The 16,533-nt window shown below is 61.7% G+C and carries 13 protein-coding genes and 1 tRNA gene; 5 read left to right on the top strand and 9 right to left on the bottom strand.

Annotation, left to right across the window (positions count from 1 at the left end; translation table 11 throughout):
* Window positions 1-51 precede the first annotated feature (51 nt).
* Entirely contained in the window at window positions 52-1,941 is a 1,890-nt protein-coding gene (gene ftsH / locus ACOSV0_RS14590; RefSeq protein WP_115780595.1) for an ATP-dependent zinc metalloprotease FtsH, read from the bottom strand.
* A gap of 189 nt (window positions 1,942-2,130) precedes the next feature.
* Window positions 2,131-2,793 (bottom strand): RlmE family RNA methyltransferase, encoded by a 663-nt coding sequence (locus ACOSV0_RS14595; protein WP_434106867.1) that lies wholly within the window; start codon window positions 2,791-2,793, stop codon window positions 2,131-2,133.
* A gap of 183 nt (window positions 2,794-2,976) precedes the next feature.
* On the opposite strand from ACOSV0_RS14595, the gene ACOSV0_RS14600 reads away from it, so the two are divergent.
* A complete protein-coding gene (locus ACOSV0_RS14600; protein ID WP_434106868.1) occupies window positions 2,977-3,504 on the top strand; it encodes a YhbY family RNA-binding protein in 528 nt (175 codons plus the stop codon).
* Between the two features lie 136 nt (window positions 3,505-3,640).
* Here ACOSV0_RS14600 and ACOSV0_RS14605 read toward each other — a convergent pair whose 3' ends face one another.
* The 7 genes from ACOSV0_RS14605 to gloB all read right to left on the bottom strand — a co-directional run bounded on the left by ACOSV0_RS14605 (window position 3,641) and on the right by gloB (window position 13,887).
* Window positions 3,641-4,150, bottom strand: a complete 510-nt coding sequence (locus tag ACOSV0_RS14605) for a DUF4149 domain-containing protein (RefSeq protein WP_434106869.1) — start codon at window positions 4,148-4,150, stop codon at window positions 3,641-3,643.
* A 20-nt stretch (window positions 4,151-4,170) separates the two neighbouring features.
* Window positions 4,171-4,647 carry a transcription elongation factor GreA gene (greA, locus tag ACOSV0_RS14610; protein WP_408443618.1) on the bottom strand — a complete coding sequence of 159 codons (477 nt, stop codon included), beginning with the start codon at window positions 4,645-4,647 and terminating at the stop codon, window positions 4,171-4,173.
* 152 nt (window positions 4,648-4,799) lie between these two features.
* Entirely contained in the window at window positions 4,800-8,054 is a 3,255-nt protein-coding gene (gene carB, locus ACOSV0_RS14615; protein ID WP_434106870.1) for a carbamoyl-phosphate synthase large subunit, read from the bottom strand.
* 155 nt (window positions 8,055-8,209) lie between these two features.
* Window positions 8,210-9,373 (bottom strand): glutamine-hydrolyzing carbamoyl-phosphate synthase small subunit, encoded by a 1,164-nt coding sequence (carA, locus tag ACOSV0_RS14620; protein WP_434106871.1) that lies wholly within the window; start codon window positions 9,371-9,373, stop codon window positions 8,210-8,212.
* Between the two features lie 427 nt (window positions 9,374-9,800).
* Complete coding sequence (locus ACOSV0_RS14625) at window positions 9,801-11,042, bottom strand: MFS transporter (protein ID WP_434106872.1); 1,242 nt, start codon at window positions 11,040-11,042, stop codon at window positions 9,801-9,803.
* A gap of 201 nt (window positions 11,043-11,243) precedes the next feature.
* A complete protein-coding gene (locus ACOSV0_RS14630) occupies window positions 11,244-12,938 on the bottom strand; it encodes a transglycosylase SLT domain-containing protein (protein WP_434106873.1) in 1,695 nt (564 codons plus the stop codon).
* Window positions 12,939-13,095: 157 nt separating this feature from the next.
* Entirely contained in the window at window positions 13,096-13,887 is a 792-nt protein-coding gene (gloB, locus tag ACOSV0_RS14635) for a hydroxyacylglutathione hydrolase (protein ID WP_434106874.1), read from the bottom strand.
* 19 nt (window positions 13,888-13,906) lie between these two features.
* On the opposite strand from gloB, the gene ACOSV0_RS14640 reads away from it, so the two are divergent.
* From ACOSV0_RS14640 to ACOSV0_RS14655, 4 genes are all read left to right on the top strand, one after another.
* The gene (locus ACOSV0_RS14640; protein ID WP_434106875.1) at window positions 13,907-14,770 is read left to right on the top strand and encodes a class I SAM-dependent methyltransferase; all 864 of its coding nucleotides are present in this window, start codon (window positions 13,907-13,909) and stop codon (window positions 14,768-14,770) included.
* Window positions 14,767-15,213, top strand: coding sequence for a ribonuclease HI (rnhA, locus tag ACOSV0_RS14645; RefSeq protein WP_172172995.1), 447 nt, complete (start codon window positions 14,767-14,769; stop codon window positions 15,211-15,213). Before ACOSV0_RS14640 ends, rnhA begins: the two co-directional genes overlap by 4 nt.
* Window positions 15,214-15,290: 77 nt before the next feature.
* A complete protein-coding gene (dnaQ, locus tag ACOSV0_RS14650; RefSeq protein WP_434106876.1) occupies window positions 15,291-16,025 on the top strand; it encodes a DNA polymerase III subunit epsilon in 735 nt (244 codons plus the stop codon).
* Between the two features lie 48 nt (window positions 16,026-16,073).
* Window positions 16,074-16,148: transfer RNA gene (locus tag ACOSV0_RS14655), tRNA-Val, on the top strand.
* The last annotated feature ends 385 nt before the right edge of the window (window positions 16,149-16,533 follow it).

Here is a 16,533-nt window from a genome sequence, read left to right on the forward strand (position 1 = left end):
AAAACGGGCCGGTGTGAAACACACCGGCCCGCACTTTCTACTGGTCGCCTATCAGGCCGGCGCGGTCGCGCTGCCTGGCTTGACCTCAGTGCCCGGGCTGCCGCCCGAGGAGGCGTCGCTTGCCGAAGGCGGCGAGCTCTTCGGCGAACGCGGCGGACGGCCTGCCATGATGTCGTTGATCTGATCGGCGTCGATCGTTTCCCACTCCATCAGTGCGGCGGTCATTGCTTCGACCTTGTCGCGGTTTTCGTCCAGCAGGCGCTTGGCGAGGGTGTACTGCTCGTCCAGCACGCGGCGGATTTCCGCGTCGACCTTCTGCTGCGTCGCTTCCGAAATGGTGCGCGTGAAACCGCGGCCAAACGGCGTTGCGTCGTTTTCGTCGTCGACGTAGACCATCGGTCCGAGTGCGTCCGTCATACCGAAGCGGGCCACCATGGCGCGGGCCGTAGCCGTTGCCTTGTTGAAGTCGTCCGATGCGCCCGTGCTGATCAGGTTCAGGAACAGCTCTTCCGCGACACGGCCACCGAACAGGATCGCGAGGCGATCCAGCAGGTAGTCCTTCGAATACGTTTCGTTGTCATGCTCCGGCAACTGCCACGTGACGCCCAGCGCACGGCCGCGCGGGATGATCGTGACCTTGTGCACCGGATCGGCCTTCGGCAACAGCTTGGCGATGACCGCGTGACCCGACTCGTGATACGCCGTAGCACGCTTCGATTCTTCGCGAATCACGGCCGACTTGCGCTCCGGACCCATGAAAATCTTGTCTTTCGCGTCTTCGAAGTCCGTCATTTCGACGATGCGCTTGCCGCGGCGAGCCGCGAACAAGGCTGCCTCGTTGACCAGGTTCGCCAGATCGGCGCCCGAGAAGCCCGGCGTGCCGCGTGCGATCACCGCTGCGTCGACGTCGTTCGAAATCGGCACCTTGCGCAGATGAACCTTCATGATGTGCTCGCGGCCGCGGATGTCCGGCAGACCGACATACACCTGACGGTCGAAACGGCCCGGACGCAGCAGCGCCTTGTCCAGCACGTCCGAACGGTTCGTTGCAGCGATCACGATCACGCCCGAGTTCGCCTCGAAACCGTCCATCTCGACCAGCATCTGATTCAAGGTCTGTTCGCGTTCGTCGTTACCGCCGCCCATGCCGGCGCCACGATGACGGCCGACCGCGTCGATTTCGTCGATGAACACGATACACGGTGCATGCTTCTTGGCCTGCTCGAACATATCGCGCACACGCGCCGCGCCGACACCCACAAACATTTCCACGAAGTCCGAACCCGAGATGCTGAAGAACGGCACCTTCGCCTCACCGGCGATAGCGCGCGCCAGCAACGTCTTACCGGTTCCCGGCGGGCCGACCAGCAGCACGCCGCGCGGAATGCGTCCGCCCAGCTTCTGGAATTTCTGCGGATCGCGCAGGAAGTCGACCAGTTCGGAGACTTCTTCCTTGGCTTCGTCGCAACCGGCGACGTCGGTGAAATTGATTGCGTTGTTATTTTCGTCGATCAGACGTGCACGGGATTTACCGAACGAGAACGCACCGCCTTTCCCGCCTCCCTGCATCTGTCGCATCATGTAGAACCAGAAGCCGATGATCAGGATCGTCGGTCCGAGGTAGTACAGCGCGGACACCAGCGCATTCGGTTCGTCATCAGCCTTGCCGCTCACCTGAACGCCATACTTCATCAGATCGCCGACCATCCAGATGTCGCCCGGCGACACGATCTGGTACTTCTGGCCGTCTGCTGGAGTGACCGTGAGGTTCCGCCCCTGGACAATGACGTTCTTGACTTTGCCGTTCTTCGCGTCGTCCATGAACTGCGAATAGGAAACGCCTTCCTGGACACGGGGCTTGTCGAACTGCTTGAACACCGTAAACAGCACCAGTGCGATAACCAGCCACACTGCTGCCTTCGAAAACATATTGTTGTTCAAAGCACCACTCCTTCACTTAGACGGGCGCCTACATTTGCCTTGCGGCACCACGAAAGCATTCTAATCCAGTCCGCAGACCCCTGCCATAACGTTTCACTACCACATAAATAGCGTGGCAGGCCGTCAGCGCGCCGATTTCCGGCGCCTTGGGCACATTAACGGCAGATGCGGAACCGTCCCGCAGCGAACCTACGCGGGCCGCTTGAGATGCTTACCCAAAATAAACGTTTCTGACGATTTGTCCCGCGAGGCTTTCGGCTTGCGGGCCGCCACCACCTTGAACTGGCGCTTAAACTTTTCGACAATCTGGCTATAACCGCTGCCATGAAAACATTTGACTAAAAGGGCGCCATCCGGCTTCAGGTGGTTTTGCGAAAATTCCATCGCGATATCGCACAAATGCTCGATTCGCGCGGCATCCGCCACCGCCACTCCCGACAGGTTGGGCGCCATATCCGAAATTACAAGGTCCACCTGGCGTTCCCCGACTAATTCTTCGAGTTGTTCGAGAACCGAGTCTTCGCGGAAGTCGCCCTGGATGAAGTGAACGTCGGCGATCGGCTCCATGGGCAGCATGTCCAGCGCGATGATCGTACCGTCAATCCCGCCCTCGCGCTCGGCGTCGCGCTGCGAACCCCTGGCGAGCTTGTTACGGGCGTACTGGCTCCAGCTGCCCGGCGTGGAGCCGAGGTCGACGATCACCTGGCCCGGCCGGATCAGCTTGTCCTGCTCGTCGATTTCCTTCAGCTTATAGGCCGCACGGGCACGGTAACCCTCCCGCTGCGCCATTTTTACGTACGGGTCGTTGATGTGATCGTGCAGCCACGCGGTATTGAACTTGTTTTTTGCCATTAAAGGTAGAACTCTTGCTGCGTGATGTCGCGCTTTAGGGGATAATACGCGGTTAATTCGCGCGGCCACCGCCAAAACTGGCAGTCATCCGCGATTCTGTTGTTCTGACGCGCCGCCCTGCGCCATGGCCCGGATCTGTCCGGACTGCAGGTGCCGCCATTTTAGTCGAGTCTCCCACTTTCCATGCCAGCCCTTAAAGTCTCTTCCGACCAACGCGCCGAGTTGCGCTCCCAGGCACATGCGCTCAAACCGGTCGTGCTCGTCGGCGCCGAAGGCTTGACCGACGCTGTGCTGTCGGAAATCAAGGTCCACCTTGGCGCGCATCAACTGATCAAAATCCGCGTATTCGGCGACGAACGCGAAGAACGCATCGCCATTTACGAACAGATCTGCGACAAGCTGAACGCCGCGCCAATCCAGCATATCGGCAAGCTGCTCGTGATCTGGAAGCCGGAAGCAGCGCAACCGGCCGTGAAGGCCAAGCGCGGCGCCCTGCCGAGCGCCCGCGAAGCGGCTGTCGAAGCCAAACCGGGTAAAGGCCGCGCCCCGCGCGTGGTCACGGTGGTGAAGCCCAGCGAAATCCCGATGCGTAAGCCGAAGGCAAAAGCAGTCGTGGTGCGCGGCAATGAACGCGTCACGCAAGGCGGCAATATCAAGCGCGCCAAGAAGCGCCAGACCAGCGCGAAGCGCGCGCACCAGTCGTCGAAGTAAGCGAATGATGAAGGGTGCGGGCGGTGTCCGCACCTTGGCGTGAACTGCTCAGGCCGCCTGGGTCACGCCGCTCGGGTAACGCCACTTGCGCCACTTTGCAGGCAAACCCGCTTTAAGCACGCCGGAGCGGCACCACTTAACCTGCCGCCTTCCCCGCAGCGTTGCGAGCGGCCTGCCCCGCTGCCTCCACGCCGACGCTCGCCGGCAGCTTCCACACCAGCGCCACGCCCAGCAGGCTTTCGATCAGGTAAAACAGGCTCGACACGCCGTGCAGAATGCCGAAACGCGTCGCATAAGCCGAATGCCCGACATCACTGCCCGCTTCCAGCGCGGCAATGCGCATCGCATTCATGAACGGCTGCAGCGCAAAGTAACCCACCAGCACGCACACCAGCATGCCGACGATCAACCAGCGCAAACGACGATAAGCGTCGCTGCCCCGGCGAACCAGTACGTTTGCCAGACCCAGCAGCAAAATACCGCACACCGCGCCCAGCACGCCTTCAATACGAAACAGCTGCGCCGCCACCGCGCCCGCCGTCATCCGGTCGAGCGACGTGAACAACACCGGCGCGACGGCATAGCCGATAGTCAACAGACTACCGACCCACGCCACCGTCAGCAGACGGAACAGTCGATGCGGCATCAAGGACACCGGCGCCGCCTTCAAATGTAGCTAACTGCGATGATTTCGTACTCGCGCACGCCGCCCGGCGCCTGCACCGATGCAACGTCGCCTTCCGACTTGCCGATCAATGCGCGCGCGATCGGCGAGCTGATCGAGATCAGACCGTGGTCGATGTCCGCTTCGTCGTCGCCGACGATCTGGTATTTGACCTTCGCACCCGAATCGAGGTCCTCCAGTTCCAGCGTTGCACCGAACACCACGCGGCCGTCCGCCTCCACCTTGGACGGGTCGATCACCTGCGCGCCGGCCAGCTTCGATTCGATTTCGGCAATACGGCCTTCGACAAAGCCCTGCTTTTCCTTCGCCGCGTCATATTCCGCGTTTTCAGACAGATCGCCCTGGGCACGCGCTTCCGCGATCGAATTGATCACCGAGGGACGCTCAACCGATTTCAGGCGCTGCAATTCATCGCGCAACATTTCCGCGCCGCGCTTAGTCAATGGAACAGTGCTCATAAACAACTCTATGCAAAAAACAGCCGTAAAAAAAATCACCGCGGTTAAGTGCATTCCGGGGGTGCCAGAGCGCCGGACAAAGCCCGGGACCCAAGCACCTGCGGAACGCCGCTTAACCGCGGCACTTACATCTTGGACAGGTATTCGAAGCCTTAGTTTAGGCGAGCGTGAAGACCTTGTAAATCATAGACTTCCAGGTCCTTCAAATAGCGCAAACCTTCAACCGCGGCCCGCGCACCGGACATTGTGGTGTAGTACGTGACCTTGTTCGCCTGCGCGCTCATGCGGATCGAACGCGAGTCGGCGATCGCCGCACGGGTTTCGTCGACGGTCGTGAAGACCAGCGCGATTTCACCGTTCTTGATCATGTCGACGATGTGCGGACGGCCGTCCTTCACCTTGTTGACGACCTTGACCGGCACACCGGCCGCTTCGATCGCGGCCGCCGTGCCCTTGGTCGCGACGATCGGATAGCCGAGTTCGTGCAGCATGCGCGCGACTTCGACGGCCTTCGGCTTGTCGGCGTCCATCACGGTCAGCAGCACCGTACCCGACTCCGGCAGACGCGAACCTGCCGCGAGCTGCGACTTGAACAGCGCTTCGCCGAACGTCTGACCCACGCCCATCACTTCACCGGTCGAACGCATTTCCGGTCCGAGCACCGGATCGACTGCCGGGAACTTGACGAACGGGAACACGGCTTCCTTCACGCTGAAATACGGCGGATCGATTTCCTTCGTCACGCCCTGTTGCGCGAGCTTCTGGCCGACCATCGCGCGTGCGGCGATCTTGGCGAGCGGCAGGCTGGTCGCCTTCGAGACGTACGGCACAGTACGCGATGCACGCGGATTCACTTCGAGCACGTAGATCACGTCCTCTTTCGAACCGTCCGCCTGCGGCACCTGCTGGATCGCGAACTGCACGTTCATCAGGCCGATCACGTTCAGCGCCTTCGCCATTGCGCCGGTCTGGCGCTTCAACTCAGCAATGGTTTCCTTCGACAGCGAGTACGGCGGCAGCGAGCAAGCCGAGTCGCCCGAGTGGACGCCCGCCTGTTCGATGTGCTCCATCACGCCGCCGATGAACACGGCTTCGCCATCCGAAATGCAATCCACGTCGCATTCGATCGCGTCGTTCAGGAAGCGGTCGAGCAGCACCGGCGAATCGTTCGACACCTTCACGGCCTCGCGCATGTAGCGCTCGAGGTCACGCGGCTCGTGGACGATTTCCATCGCGCGGCCACCCAGCACGTACGACGGACGCACCACCAGCGGATAGCCGATTTCTTCGGCGAGCTTGAGCGCTTCGTCTTCAGCACGCGCGGTGCGGTTCGGCGGCTGACGCAGGCCGAGATCCTGCAGCAGCTTCTGGAAACGCTCGCGGTCTTCCGCGGCGTCGATCATGTCCGGCGACGTGCCGACGATCGGCACACCGTTCGCCTCGAGATCGAGCGCGAGCTTCAGCGGCGTTTGACCGCCGTACTGAACGATCACGCCAACCGGCTTTTCCTTGTCGACGATTTCGAGCACGTCTTCGAGCGTCAGCGATTCGAAGTACAGACGATCGGAGGTGTCGTAGTCGGTCGAAACGGTTTCAGGGTTGCAGTTGACCATGATCGTTTCGTAGCCGTCTTCGCGCATGGCGAGCGCGGCGTGCACGCAGCAGTAGTCGAACTCGATACCCTGGCCGATCCGGTTCGGGCCGCCGCCCAGCACCATGATCTTCTTGTTGTTCGTGGGGTTCGCTTCGCACTCTTCCTCATAGGTCGAGTACATGTAGGCGGTTTTCGTGGCGAACTCGGCCGCGCACGTATCGACGCGCTTGTAGACCGGGCGCACGTTCAACTCGATACGGCGTTGACGCACTTCAGCCGGCTTCGCGCCGAGCAGTTTGGCAAGGCGACGGTCCGAGAAGCCGCTTTGCTTCAGATACTTGAGTTCCTCCTTCGACAGGCTTGCCAGCGTGCGGCCGGCCAGCGCCTTTTCCTTCAGGATGATCTGTTCGATCTGCGCGAGGAACCACGGGTCGATCGAGGTCTCTTCGAAGATCTCTTCGGCCGTCATGCCGATGCGGAACGCGTCGCCGACATACCAGATGCGATCCGGGCCGGCTTCGCCGATCTCGCGGATGATCTCGTCGCGGTTGTCGGTCTTTTCGTCCAGACCGTCCACGCCCACTTCGAGGCCGCGCAGCGCCTTCTGGAACGATTCCTGGAAGGTGCGGCCGATGGCCATCACTTCGCCGACCGACTTCATCTGCGTGGTCAGGCGCGAATCGGCCTCGCGGAATTTTTCGAACGCGAAACGCGGAATCTTGGTGACGACGTAGTCGATCGTCGGTTCGAACGAAGCCGGCGTCTGGCCGCCGGTGATTTCGTTCTTCAACTCGTCCAGCGTGTAGCCGACGGCCAGCTTCGCCGCGACCTTCGCGATCGGGAAGCCGGTCGCCTTCGAGGCCAGTGCCGACGAACGCGACACGCGCGGATTCATTTCGATCACGATCATCCGGCCGTCTTTCGGATTGATCGAGAACTGCACGTTCGAACCGCCCGTGTCCACACCGATCTCGCGGAGCACGGCGAGCGATGCGTTACGCAGGATCTGGTATTCCTTGTCCGTGAGCGTTTGCGCCGGCGCGACGGTGATCGAGTCGCCGGTGTGGATGCCCATCGGGTCCAGGTTTTCGATCGAGCAAACGATGATGCAGTTGTCCTTCTTATCGCGGACCACTTCCATCTCGTACTCTTTCCAGCCGAGCAGCGATTCTTCAATCAGCAGTTCGCGCGTGGGCGACAGGTCGAGACCGCGCTTGCAGATCTCCTCGAATTCGTCGCGGTTGTACGCGATGCCGCCGCCCGAACCGCCCAGCGTGAACGACGGACGGATCACCACCGGGTAGCCGCCGCTGCCGGTTTGCGACGCGATGTCCGCTTGCACTGCCAGCGCTTCTTCCATGGAATGCGCGGTGCCCGACTTGGCCGAACCGAGGCCGATCTTGGTCATCGCGTCTTTGAACTTCTGACGGTCTTCCGCCTTGTCGATCGCTTCCGGCGAAGCGCCGATCAGCTCGACCTTGTACTTGTCCAGCACGCCGTGCGCATGCAGATCCAGCGCGCAGTTCAGCGCGGTCTGGCCGCCCATTGTCGGCAGGATCGCGTCCGGGCGCTCCTTGGCAATGATGCGCTCTACCACTTCCCACGTGATCGGCTCGATGTAGGTCACGTCGGCCGTGTTCGGGTCGGTCATGATCGTCGCCGGATTGCTGTTGACGAGAATGACCTTGTAGCCTTCCTCACGCAGCGCCTTGCATGCCTGCGCGCCCGAGTAGTCGAACTCGCACGCCTGGCCGATGATGATCGGACCCGCGCCGATGATGAGGATGCTTTTAATGTCTGTCCGCTTGGGCATAACGCTCTCGCTAATGTATTCCTGAATTCTTTCCGTCGGCGCGCGTCGTTTCACCGCTGCGCGCGCTCTGTTGTGTGCGGCTCGCCTTGCTTCGCGCCGAGGGCGCCAATCGCGTTGCGAGCCGCGCGCCGCCGGGGCGCTTCACATGCTTCTGCTTATGCCGCTGCGACCGCTGCAGACTTGCCCGCCTTCTTCGTGTCCATCAACGCCGTGAAGCGATCGAACAGATAGGCGATGTCGTGCGGACCGGGCGATGCTTCCGGGTGACCCTGGAAGCAGAACGCCGGCTTGTCGGTCAGCGCGAAGCCTTGCAACGTGCCGTCGAACAGCGAGATGTGCGTGACCTTGGCATTGGCCGGCAGCGTGTCGGCGTCGACCGCGAAGCCGTGGTTCTGCGACGTGATGACCACGCGGCCATCGCCAAGATCCTTCACCGGATGGTTCGCGCCGTGGTGGCCCGTCTTCATCTTCATGGTTTTCGCGCCGACGGCGAGGCCCATGATCTGGTGGCCGAGGCAGATGCCGAAGGTCGGAATGCCGCGCTCGATCAGCTCTTTGGTGGCGCGAATCGCGTAATCGCACGGCTCCGGGTCGCCCGGGCCGTTCGACAGGAAGATGCCGTCCGGGTTGAGCGCGAGCGCGTCAGCCGCGGAAGCTTCTGCCGGCAGCACCGTGACGTGGCAGCCGCGCTCGGCCAGCATGCGCAGGATGTTGTACTTCACGCCGTAATCGAACGCGACCACGCGGTACTTCGGCGCGTTCTGCGTGCCGTAGCCGGAACCCAGACGCCATTCGGTCTGGCTCCATTCGTAGGTTTCCTTCGTCGACACGACTTTCGCGAGATCCATGCCCGACAAACCCGGGAACGAACGCGCGAGTTCGATTGCCTTCGCTTCGTCATCCGAACCGGCGAGAATCGCGCCGTTCTGCGCACCCTTGTCGCGCAGCACGCGCGTCAGCATACGGGTGTCGAGACCGGCGATGGCGACCACGCCTTCGTCCGTGAGGTATTGCGGGAGCGTGCGCTCCATGCGGAAGTTCGACGCGAGAACCGGCAGATCACGGATGATCAGGCCGGCGGCATGGACTTTCGTAGCTTCGACGTCTTCGGCATTCACGCCGACGTTACCAATGTGCGGATACGTGAGGGTCACGATCTGGCGCGCGTAGCTCGGGTCAGTCAGGATTTCCTGATAGCCGGTGATAGCGGTGTTGAACACGACTTCGCCGATCGTATGCCCGGGGGCGCCGATCGAGTAACCACGAAAGACCGTGCCGTCGGCGAGTGCGAGCAAAGCGGGAGAAAATGACGGCAACACGGGAGACTCCTTGGGGAACACCCTGTTGCCGACCTGTCTATCCGACTGCGAGCCGCAGCGAAACGCATCGACAGGATGCGCGCGCAGACTCGCTCGCGTACTGCTCGTGACGTCGCAAGGGGCGCGATGGGTCCATTGTGTGGACAGATCGGCTGGGTGCGGGGCGTCAAAAGCGCGCGGCGGATGAACGGTATGGGAGAGGTAGGCGCTAGGGTGCGGGTTGATAAGCTCAAACCTTGGAATTATAGCGCGAAACTACCCTTCCCTCCAAATCCGAGATGGCGAGCCGGCGTAGGCCGGTACGGCCCGAAATGGGTTAAAGCCTTGCTGCGCTTGAGCTGGAAGCCGCCAGACAAAATTTACATGGGTCGGAATCGGGATAAGACCGGCAAATATGACACCACCCTTCGAACCAGCCGCAAGAGCCTTAAACCTGCTGTTCCGCTGGCACGTACGCCGGCTGAAGCCGTGCGCGGCCGGGCAATACGTACCAGATCGCGCTCAACACCTGCAGCGTCACCAGAATGCCCCAGGCAGTCAGATGCGCGGCCGCCGGATAATGACCGTCATGGGCCGGCCAGTGCGACAGCACCGCCCCGACGCCGATCTGGAAGCCGAAAATCAGCAGAAAGATGATCAGCGTTAGTGTGGTATTCACCCGGCCGATCATCTGCGCCGGAAAGTGCCGCGCCATGACCGCGTAGCTGAGAATGCCGGTCCCGCCGAAAACCCCGTATGCCGCCCACAGCAGACTCGCGGGCAGCGGCGCATTGAACATGATCAGCAGTTGGGTCAGCAGGTAGAGCGCCATGCCAATGCCGCAAAACGCATATAACGAAATTCCGCGCCGCTCCAGTCCGCGCGCGGCTGCGCCAAAACCGACGCAACCGGCCATCATCGCAAAACCGAGAATCGATACCAGCGACGCGGCCTCACGCGGCGCGAAACCCTGCACGTCGCGCAACCAGGCGCCGACCCACAGCGACTGCATCGCGTAGAACACGCCTTGCGTGACGATGGAAAACGACCCGATCTTCCAGAACGCCGCGCTTCTCAAGATATGGAGGGTGCCTTTGAACTGAGCGCCGATGCTGGCCTGGTGGCGAGTTTCCTTCGTGTCAGGTGCAAGCGTCCATTGCGCCAGCGCCACCACCACCGTCAGCAGGCCAAGACCGATGCAGACCGTACGCCAACTGGCGACACCCAGCACCCACGTGAGCGGCGAGCCGACCATCACACCGCCGAAGCCGCCGATCGCCATCACCAGCCCGTTCATCAACGGCAGACGCCCCGGCTCGAAATGCTGCGCCAACGCCTTGAAGGCCGCGCCAAGACATACCGAGACGCCGACGCCGATCAGCAGGCGTCCAAACATCATCATGCCGACGCTGTGCGCCTCGCCGAACACCCCTATTCCGAGGGCAGCAAACAGCATGGTGACCGCCGTCACGCGGCGCGCGCCGTAGTGGTCGAGCAGCACGCCGGCCGGAATCTGCGCACCCGCGAAACCGAGGAAATACAGACTGGTCAGCAAGCCAAGATCCGTGGCCGACAAGCCGAGATCGTGCGTGATGAAGGGAGCAAAACCGAGATTGACGCCGCGAAACACGTACGAAACGAAGTAACCGGCGGAAAACAGAAGAAAAACGCGCAGCTGGGTCGACGACATAAACTTTGGAATAAGCGGCGAACAAGGCCTGAGCACGAACGATAAATGAATTGCGCGAACTTCGCCTGAATTGCTCTGCACAATGAAAAACGCCGTCACCCTAAGGTGACGGCGTCGGAATAACACGGTGCGTGATCGGAGCGCAATCCACGCGCTGCCCCCGCAACGCATGTGGTCACTACCGTGGAAGCCGCTTTTGGTCTACTTACCCTTCTTCGCGTTGGCCACGGTCTTCTGGCGGCTATCTGCCGCGGCCTTCGACGCCTTGCTGGACGTGGAAGCCGACACTTTCGCCACTTTGCCCTTGCTGGCGCCGGACGCTGTCGGCTTACTGGCTTTGCTCACCGGCTCAGACACCTTCACCACGGCGGCGCGGCCACGACCCTTCTTCTTATCGTAGCGCGAATCGCTCCTCGTGTCTGCGACGCGGGTACCGATCTTCTCGACACCGCCGCCTTGCACGTCGGTCGCGATGCGCTCCGGTCCGGGTTCGCTCGGCATTGCCTTGCCGACCGGCACGTGCAGCACGATCACCTGGCCACGTGAAACCTGATCGCGACGCGTGCGATTCCACGCCTTCAATTGACCGATCGAAACACCGTAACGCACTGCGATGGCGGCCATCGATTGATTGCGACGCACGCGGATCAGCATCTTGCGGGTGTCGGGAACGTCCGGCTCCATGGCGAGCACGGCGCTTTCCGCGACGTCGGCACTGATGTCTTCGTCGTCGTCCGAACCACGCGGCACCACGATCGTGGAACCCGGTTTCAAACGCATGCCGGCCGGGATCTTGTTCACTTCCATCAGCGTGTCGGCGTCGACACCGATCTTTTGCGCGATCGCCGCCGGCGCCGAACGCTCCGTGACCGTGTACGTGGTCCAGGACGACAGCGAGCCGGAATAGGTCTTCAGATTACGTTCGAAGGCGCTGGCGTTATCGAACGGCAGCAGGATTTGCGGCTGCGTGGCGCCGAGAATCACCGGCTTCCTGAACGACGGATTCAGCGAGCGGAATTCGTCCGGCGACAGATTGGCAAGTTTCGCCGCCATGTCCACATCGATGTCGTGCGAGGTCGTAACCGTGACGAAATACGGGTGATTCGGAATAGACGGCAGCGTGAGCCCGTACATCTGCGGATTCATCACGATGTTCTTCACCGCCTGCAGCTTGGGCACGTAGTTGCGCGTCTCGTTCGGCATGCGCAGGCTGAGGTAGTCGGTGGGCAGCCCCGCCGCTTCGTTGCGCGCGATCGCGCGCTGCACGTTGCCCTCGCCCCAGTTGTAGGCAGCGAGCGCCAGTTGCCAGTCGCCGAACATGTCATGCAGACGCGACAGGTAGTCGAGCGCGGCGCTGGTCGAGGCCAGCACGTCGCGGCGCTCGTCCTGCCACATGTTCTGCTTGAGGTTGTAGGTGCGGCCCGTACCCGGCATGAACTGCCACATGCCGGCAGCCTTCGCCACCGACAACGCCTGCGGGCTGTACGCGGATTCGATGAACGGCAGCAACGCGAGCTCGGTCGGCATATGGCGCGCTTCGAGCTCTTCGACGATGTGGTACAGGTATTTCTGCGAGCGCTCGGTCATGCGCTGCACGTAGTCCGGGCGCTGCGCATACCAGTTGACCTGCATGTCGACCAGGTCGGTTTGCAGATCCGGCATTTGAAAACCACGGCGAATACGGCCCCACAAATCGGCGTCTGCGCTCGTCAGTTGACTGACCGAACCCTGGTCGACGTTGATCGTCTCTTTGGCGGTGGCTGTCTTGCGAAGGGCGTCGGCTACGGCTTGCTGGCTGGCGGGGTTTGTTGCGGTGGTCGGGCTATTCGTCGCCGGTCCCTGACTCGCGCAAGCGGCGAGTGTCAGGACCAACAACGCACTAAAGATAAATCGCATGAACGTCTCGGCTTCCATAAGGGCTGGAATTTGCAGCCGATAGTACGAAACGGCAACGTTTACGTCAATCGGAAAATTACTAAAAATATCAAGGAAATCTTGGGCTTGGCGAATTTTTGCGAGTCTTCGCGTGAGGAATACCCTGATGCCGATCAGGTCAACGGAAGCGGTTTTTCCATTCGCGCATCAGCGTAAATGCCGTCAGGCGATCGGACACTTTTTCGTGCAACTGCTCTTGCAGGGTGGTGCGAATCGCCGGACTGTCCGCGCGTAAAAACGGGTTCACGGCGCGCTCATGGGCGATGGTAGTGGGCAACGTCGGCACATGGCGCGCGCGCAATTCGCTCGCCGTGTCGCGCCAGGCTTGCAGTTCGGCGTTACCCGGCTCGCAGGCGAGCGCGAAGCGGATGTTCGACAAGGTGTACTCGTGGGCGCAGTGAACCTCGGTCGCGCCGGGGAGCGCGGCCAGCGAATCCAGCGACGCCAGCATCTGCGTGGGCGTGCCTTCGAACAGGCGGCCGCAGCCACACGCGAACAGCGTATCGCCACAAAACACGTGCGGCGTACCGCGCGGGTCGGCCGCCTGAAAATAGGCAATGTGGCCGCTCGTGTGACCGGGCACGTCGAGCACGCTGAATTCGAGTGCGGGGGCCGCAATCGTCACGTGATCGCCGTTTTTGAGACGGTGCGTGAGATGCTGGATCGCCTCACCGGCGGGGCCGTACACTGGAACGGCCTGGCCGTTCAGCAGATCGGCCACCCCACCGACATGGTCTTGATGATGGTGCGTGAGTAAAATAGCGCTCAGCCGCCAACCCCGCTTCGCCAGATAGGCGCGCACGGGAGCGGCCTCACCCGGATCGACGACCACCGCGTGATGCCCGTCGGAAACGACCCAGATGTAATTGTCTTCAAACGCCGGGACCGGTACGTACTCGAGCGCATTCATAGGCGACGCATTCTCTGATATGACTGACCGAGCGATTATAGACTGGCCTGCCTGGACCGATTCGCCACCCGGCCGCTACGTGCTCGAGTGGGAACAGACCCAGCTCGACCGCGTGGTGTCGGACGTGTTCGGTTACCATGCGCTGCAACTCGGCCTGCCGCAGCTCGACGCCTTGCGTGAAAACCGCATGCCGTGCCGCGGACTCGTGCTCGACGCAGCGAGCGGTGCGAGTGCGCCCTACACTTTCCCGCGCGGCCCCGGGCGTGCCGGGAATGGCTCGGGTAACGGCATGGGCAACAGCGCAGCCCAGGGCCGGCCCGCGGGTTTGCCGGCGCCGGCCGGACGCAGCGCGGTCTGGTGCGACCTGCTCGACTTGCCGTTCGAAGCACAGAGCGTCGACCTGATCGTCATGCCGCACACGCTGGAATTCACGAGCGACCCGCACCGGCTGCTGCGCGAAGCCGAGCGCGTGCTGATGCCCGAAGGCCAACTGATCATTCTCGGCTTCAATTCGCTGTCGCTGTGGGGCGCGCGCCAATCGGTCGGCAAGATGACCGGCCGGCCGTTCGTGCCGGCGGCAGTCGACCTGATCGCCTTCACGCGCTTAAAAGACTGGATCAAATTGCTGGGTTTCGACCTTGAACGCGGGCGCTTCGGCTGCTATCGTCCGCCGCTCGGCAGCGAACAATGGCTGTCCCGCTATGGTTTTATGGAAGCCGCCGGCGACCGCTGGTGGCCGATTTTCGGCGCCACCTACATGATCAAGGCGATCAAGCGCGTGCGCGGCATGCGCCTCGTCGGTCCGCTGAAAGTGAAGAAACCTGTCCTCGCCGCGGGCCTCGCGCCCGCCGCCACTCCGAACACACGCAACCATACTCAATGACTTCCGACATCATCGATATTTACACCGACGGCGCCTGCAAGGGCAACCCTGGCCCTGGCGGCTGGGGCGCGCTGCTGCGCTTCGGCGACCAGGAAAAAGAACTGTTCGGCGGCGAGCCCAACACCACCAACAACCGCATGGAACTGATGGGCGTGATTGCCGCGCTCGAGGCGCTCAAGCGCCCTTGCAAGGCCGTCGTGCACACCGACTCGCAGTACGTGCAGAAAGGCATCAGCGAGTGGATTCACGGCTGGAAGAAAAAAGGCTGGATCACCGCCGCGAAGCAACCGGTGAAGAACGCCGATCTCTGGAAGCGGCTCGATGCGCTCGTCGCGCAGCACGAAATCGAATGGCGCTGGGTACGTGGTCACAATGGCCACCCGGAAAACGAACGCGCGGATCAACTGGCCAATCGCGGCGTCGCGTCACTCGCAGAAATGTGACCCGCGGCACGCTGCCCATGCCGGCGTCCAGGCGTCCGGCTTTTTTCGCTGATTTTTTTAGAGCAGGCTAATCCGACATGCGTCAACTCATCCTCGATACCGAAACCACCGGCCTGAATGCACGAACCGGCGACCGGATCCTTGAACTCGGTTGCGTCGAAATGGTGAACCGCCGGCTCACGGGCAACAACCTGCACTTCTACATCAACCCGGAACGCGAGAGCGATCCGGGCGCACTGGCGGTTCACGGGCTGACCACCGAGTTCCTGAGCGACAAGCCGAAGTTCGCCGAGATCGCCGATCAGATTCGCGACTTCATTCAGGACGCGGACCTGATCATTCACAACGCGCCGTTCGACATCGGCTTTCTCGATGCCGAATTTGCGCTGCTCGGCTTGCCGCCGGTGAAAACCTACTGCGGCGAGATCATCGACACACTCGCGCGCGCCAAGCAGATGTTCCCGGGCAAGCGCAATTCACTCGATGCGTTGTGCGACCGTTTCGGTATCAGCAACGCGCACCGCACCCTGCACGGCGCGCTGCTCGACTCCGAATTGCTCGCCGAGGTTTATCTGGCGATGACGCGCGGCCAGGAAAGCCTCGTCATCGACATGCTCGGCGATTCGCACGGTGGCGGCGATGCGCACGCGCCGCGCATCGCGATCGATTCGCTGAATCTGGTCGTGGTCGCCGCGAGCGATGACGAAGTCGCAGAACATCAGGCCGTGCTCGACGGTCTAGACAAAGCGGTCAAAGGCACGAGCGTGTGGCGTCTCGAACCCGCACCGGCTGCGGATGAGCAAACCGCTTAAAAAGTACTTTACGGGCGTAAAAAACCCTGACATAATTCGGCTCTCTTCGGGTGGTTAGCTCAGCGGTAGAGCACTGCCTTCACACGGCAGGGGTCACAGGTTCAATCCCTGTACCACCCACCAGAATTCACTGGGTTCCGAAGAACCGCAAAAGAAAGCCCTCGAACTTGAGTCGAGGGCTTTTTTGTTTTTGCATGCATGCGCGTTCCGCGCTGCGCGACGGCGGATTAATCACGTACGTGCCCATTGATGCGCACCTGCGCCTGCGCCGAGTCGAAGTCAACACCGAACTTCCGTACGATTGCAGTCGCCAAATACTGCTGATATAGTCAGTTCTCGGGCACTCGCCCGCCCACTTTCACCACCTCATTCGACTACAGGGAGGCGTCACATGTTCGCAGTGCATATCGTCGTCCCTGGGATGGTTTCTCGACCGTTCTCGCGACTGTAAGTTCGTCGCGTCGTCGCTCACGCGGCTCAGCCTGAACAGGCCGTCCGCGCAAATTCC

It is taken from the genome of Paraburkholderia caffeinilytica, assembly GCF_051027425.1.
Classification (GTDB): Bacteria; Pseudomonadota; Gammaproteobacteria; order Burkholderiales; family Burkholderiaceae; genus Paraburkholderia; species Paraburkholderia caffeinilytica_A.

Excerpts from the sequence above, each read along its gene's own strand:
- ACOSV0_RS14595 (WP_434106867.1), bottom strand. The coding sequence starts at position 2,793 with ATGGCAAAAAACAAGTTCAATACCGCGTGGCTGCACGATCACATCAAC.
- ACOSV0_RS14600 (WP_434106868.1), top strand. The coding sequence starts at position 2,977 with ATGCCAGCCCTTAAAGTCTCTTCCGACCAACGCGCCGAGTTGCGCTCC.
- ACOSV0_RS14605 (WP_434106869.1), bottom strand. The coding sequence starts at position 4,150 with ATGCCGCATCGACTGTTCCGTCTGCTGACGGTGGCGTGGGTCGGTAGT.
- greA (WP_408443618.1), bottom strand. The coding sequence starts at position 4,647 with ATGAGCACTGTTCCATTGACTAAGCGCGGCGCGGAAATGTTGCGCGAT.
- carB (WP_434106870.1), bottom strand. The coding sequence starts at position 8,054 with ATGCCCAAGCGGACAGACATTAAAAGCATCCTCATCATCGGCGCGGGT.
- ACOSV0_RS14625 (WP_434106872.1), bottom strand. The coding sequence starts at position 11,042 with ATGTCGTCGACCCAGCTGCGCGTTTTTCTTCTGTTTTCCGCCGGTTAC.
- ACOSV0_RS14630 (WP_434106873.1), bottom strand. The coding sequence starts at position 12,938 with ATGCGATTTATCTTTAGTGCGTTGTTGGTCCTGACACTCGCCGCTTGC.
- gloB (WP_434106874.1), bottom strand. The coding sequence starts at position 13,887 with ATGAATGCGCTCGAGTACGTACCGGTCCCGGCGTTTGAAGACAATTAC.
- ACOSV0_RS14640 (WP_434106875.1), top strand. The coding sequence starts at position 13,907 with ATGACTGACCGAGCGATTATAGACTGGCCTGCCTGGACCGATTCGCCA.
- rnhA (WP_172172995.1), top strand. The coding sequence starts at position 14,767 with ATGACTTCCGACATCATCGATATTTACACCGACGGCGCCTGCAAGGGC.
- dnaQ (WP_434106876.1), top strand. The coding sequence starts at position 15,291 with ATGCGTCAACTCATCCTCGATACCGAAACCACCGGCCTGAATGCACGA.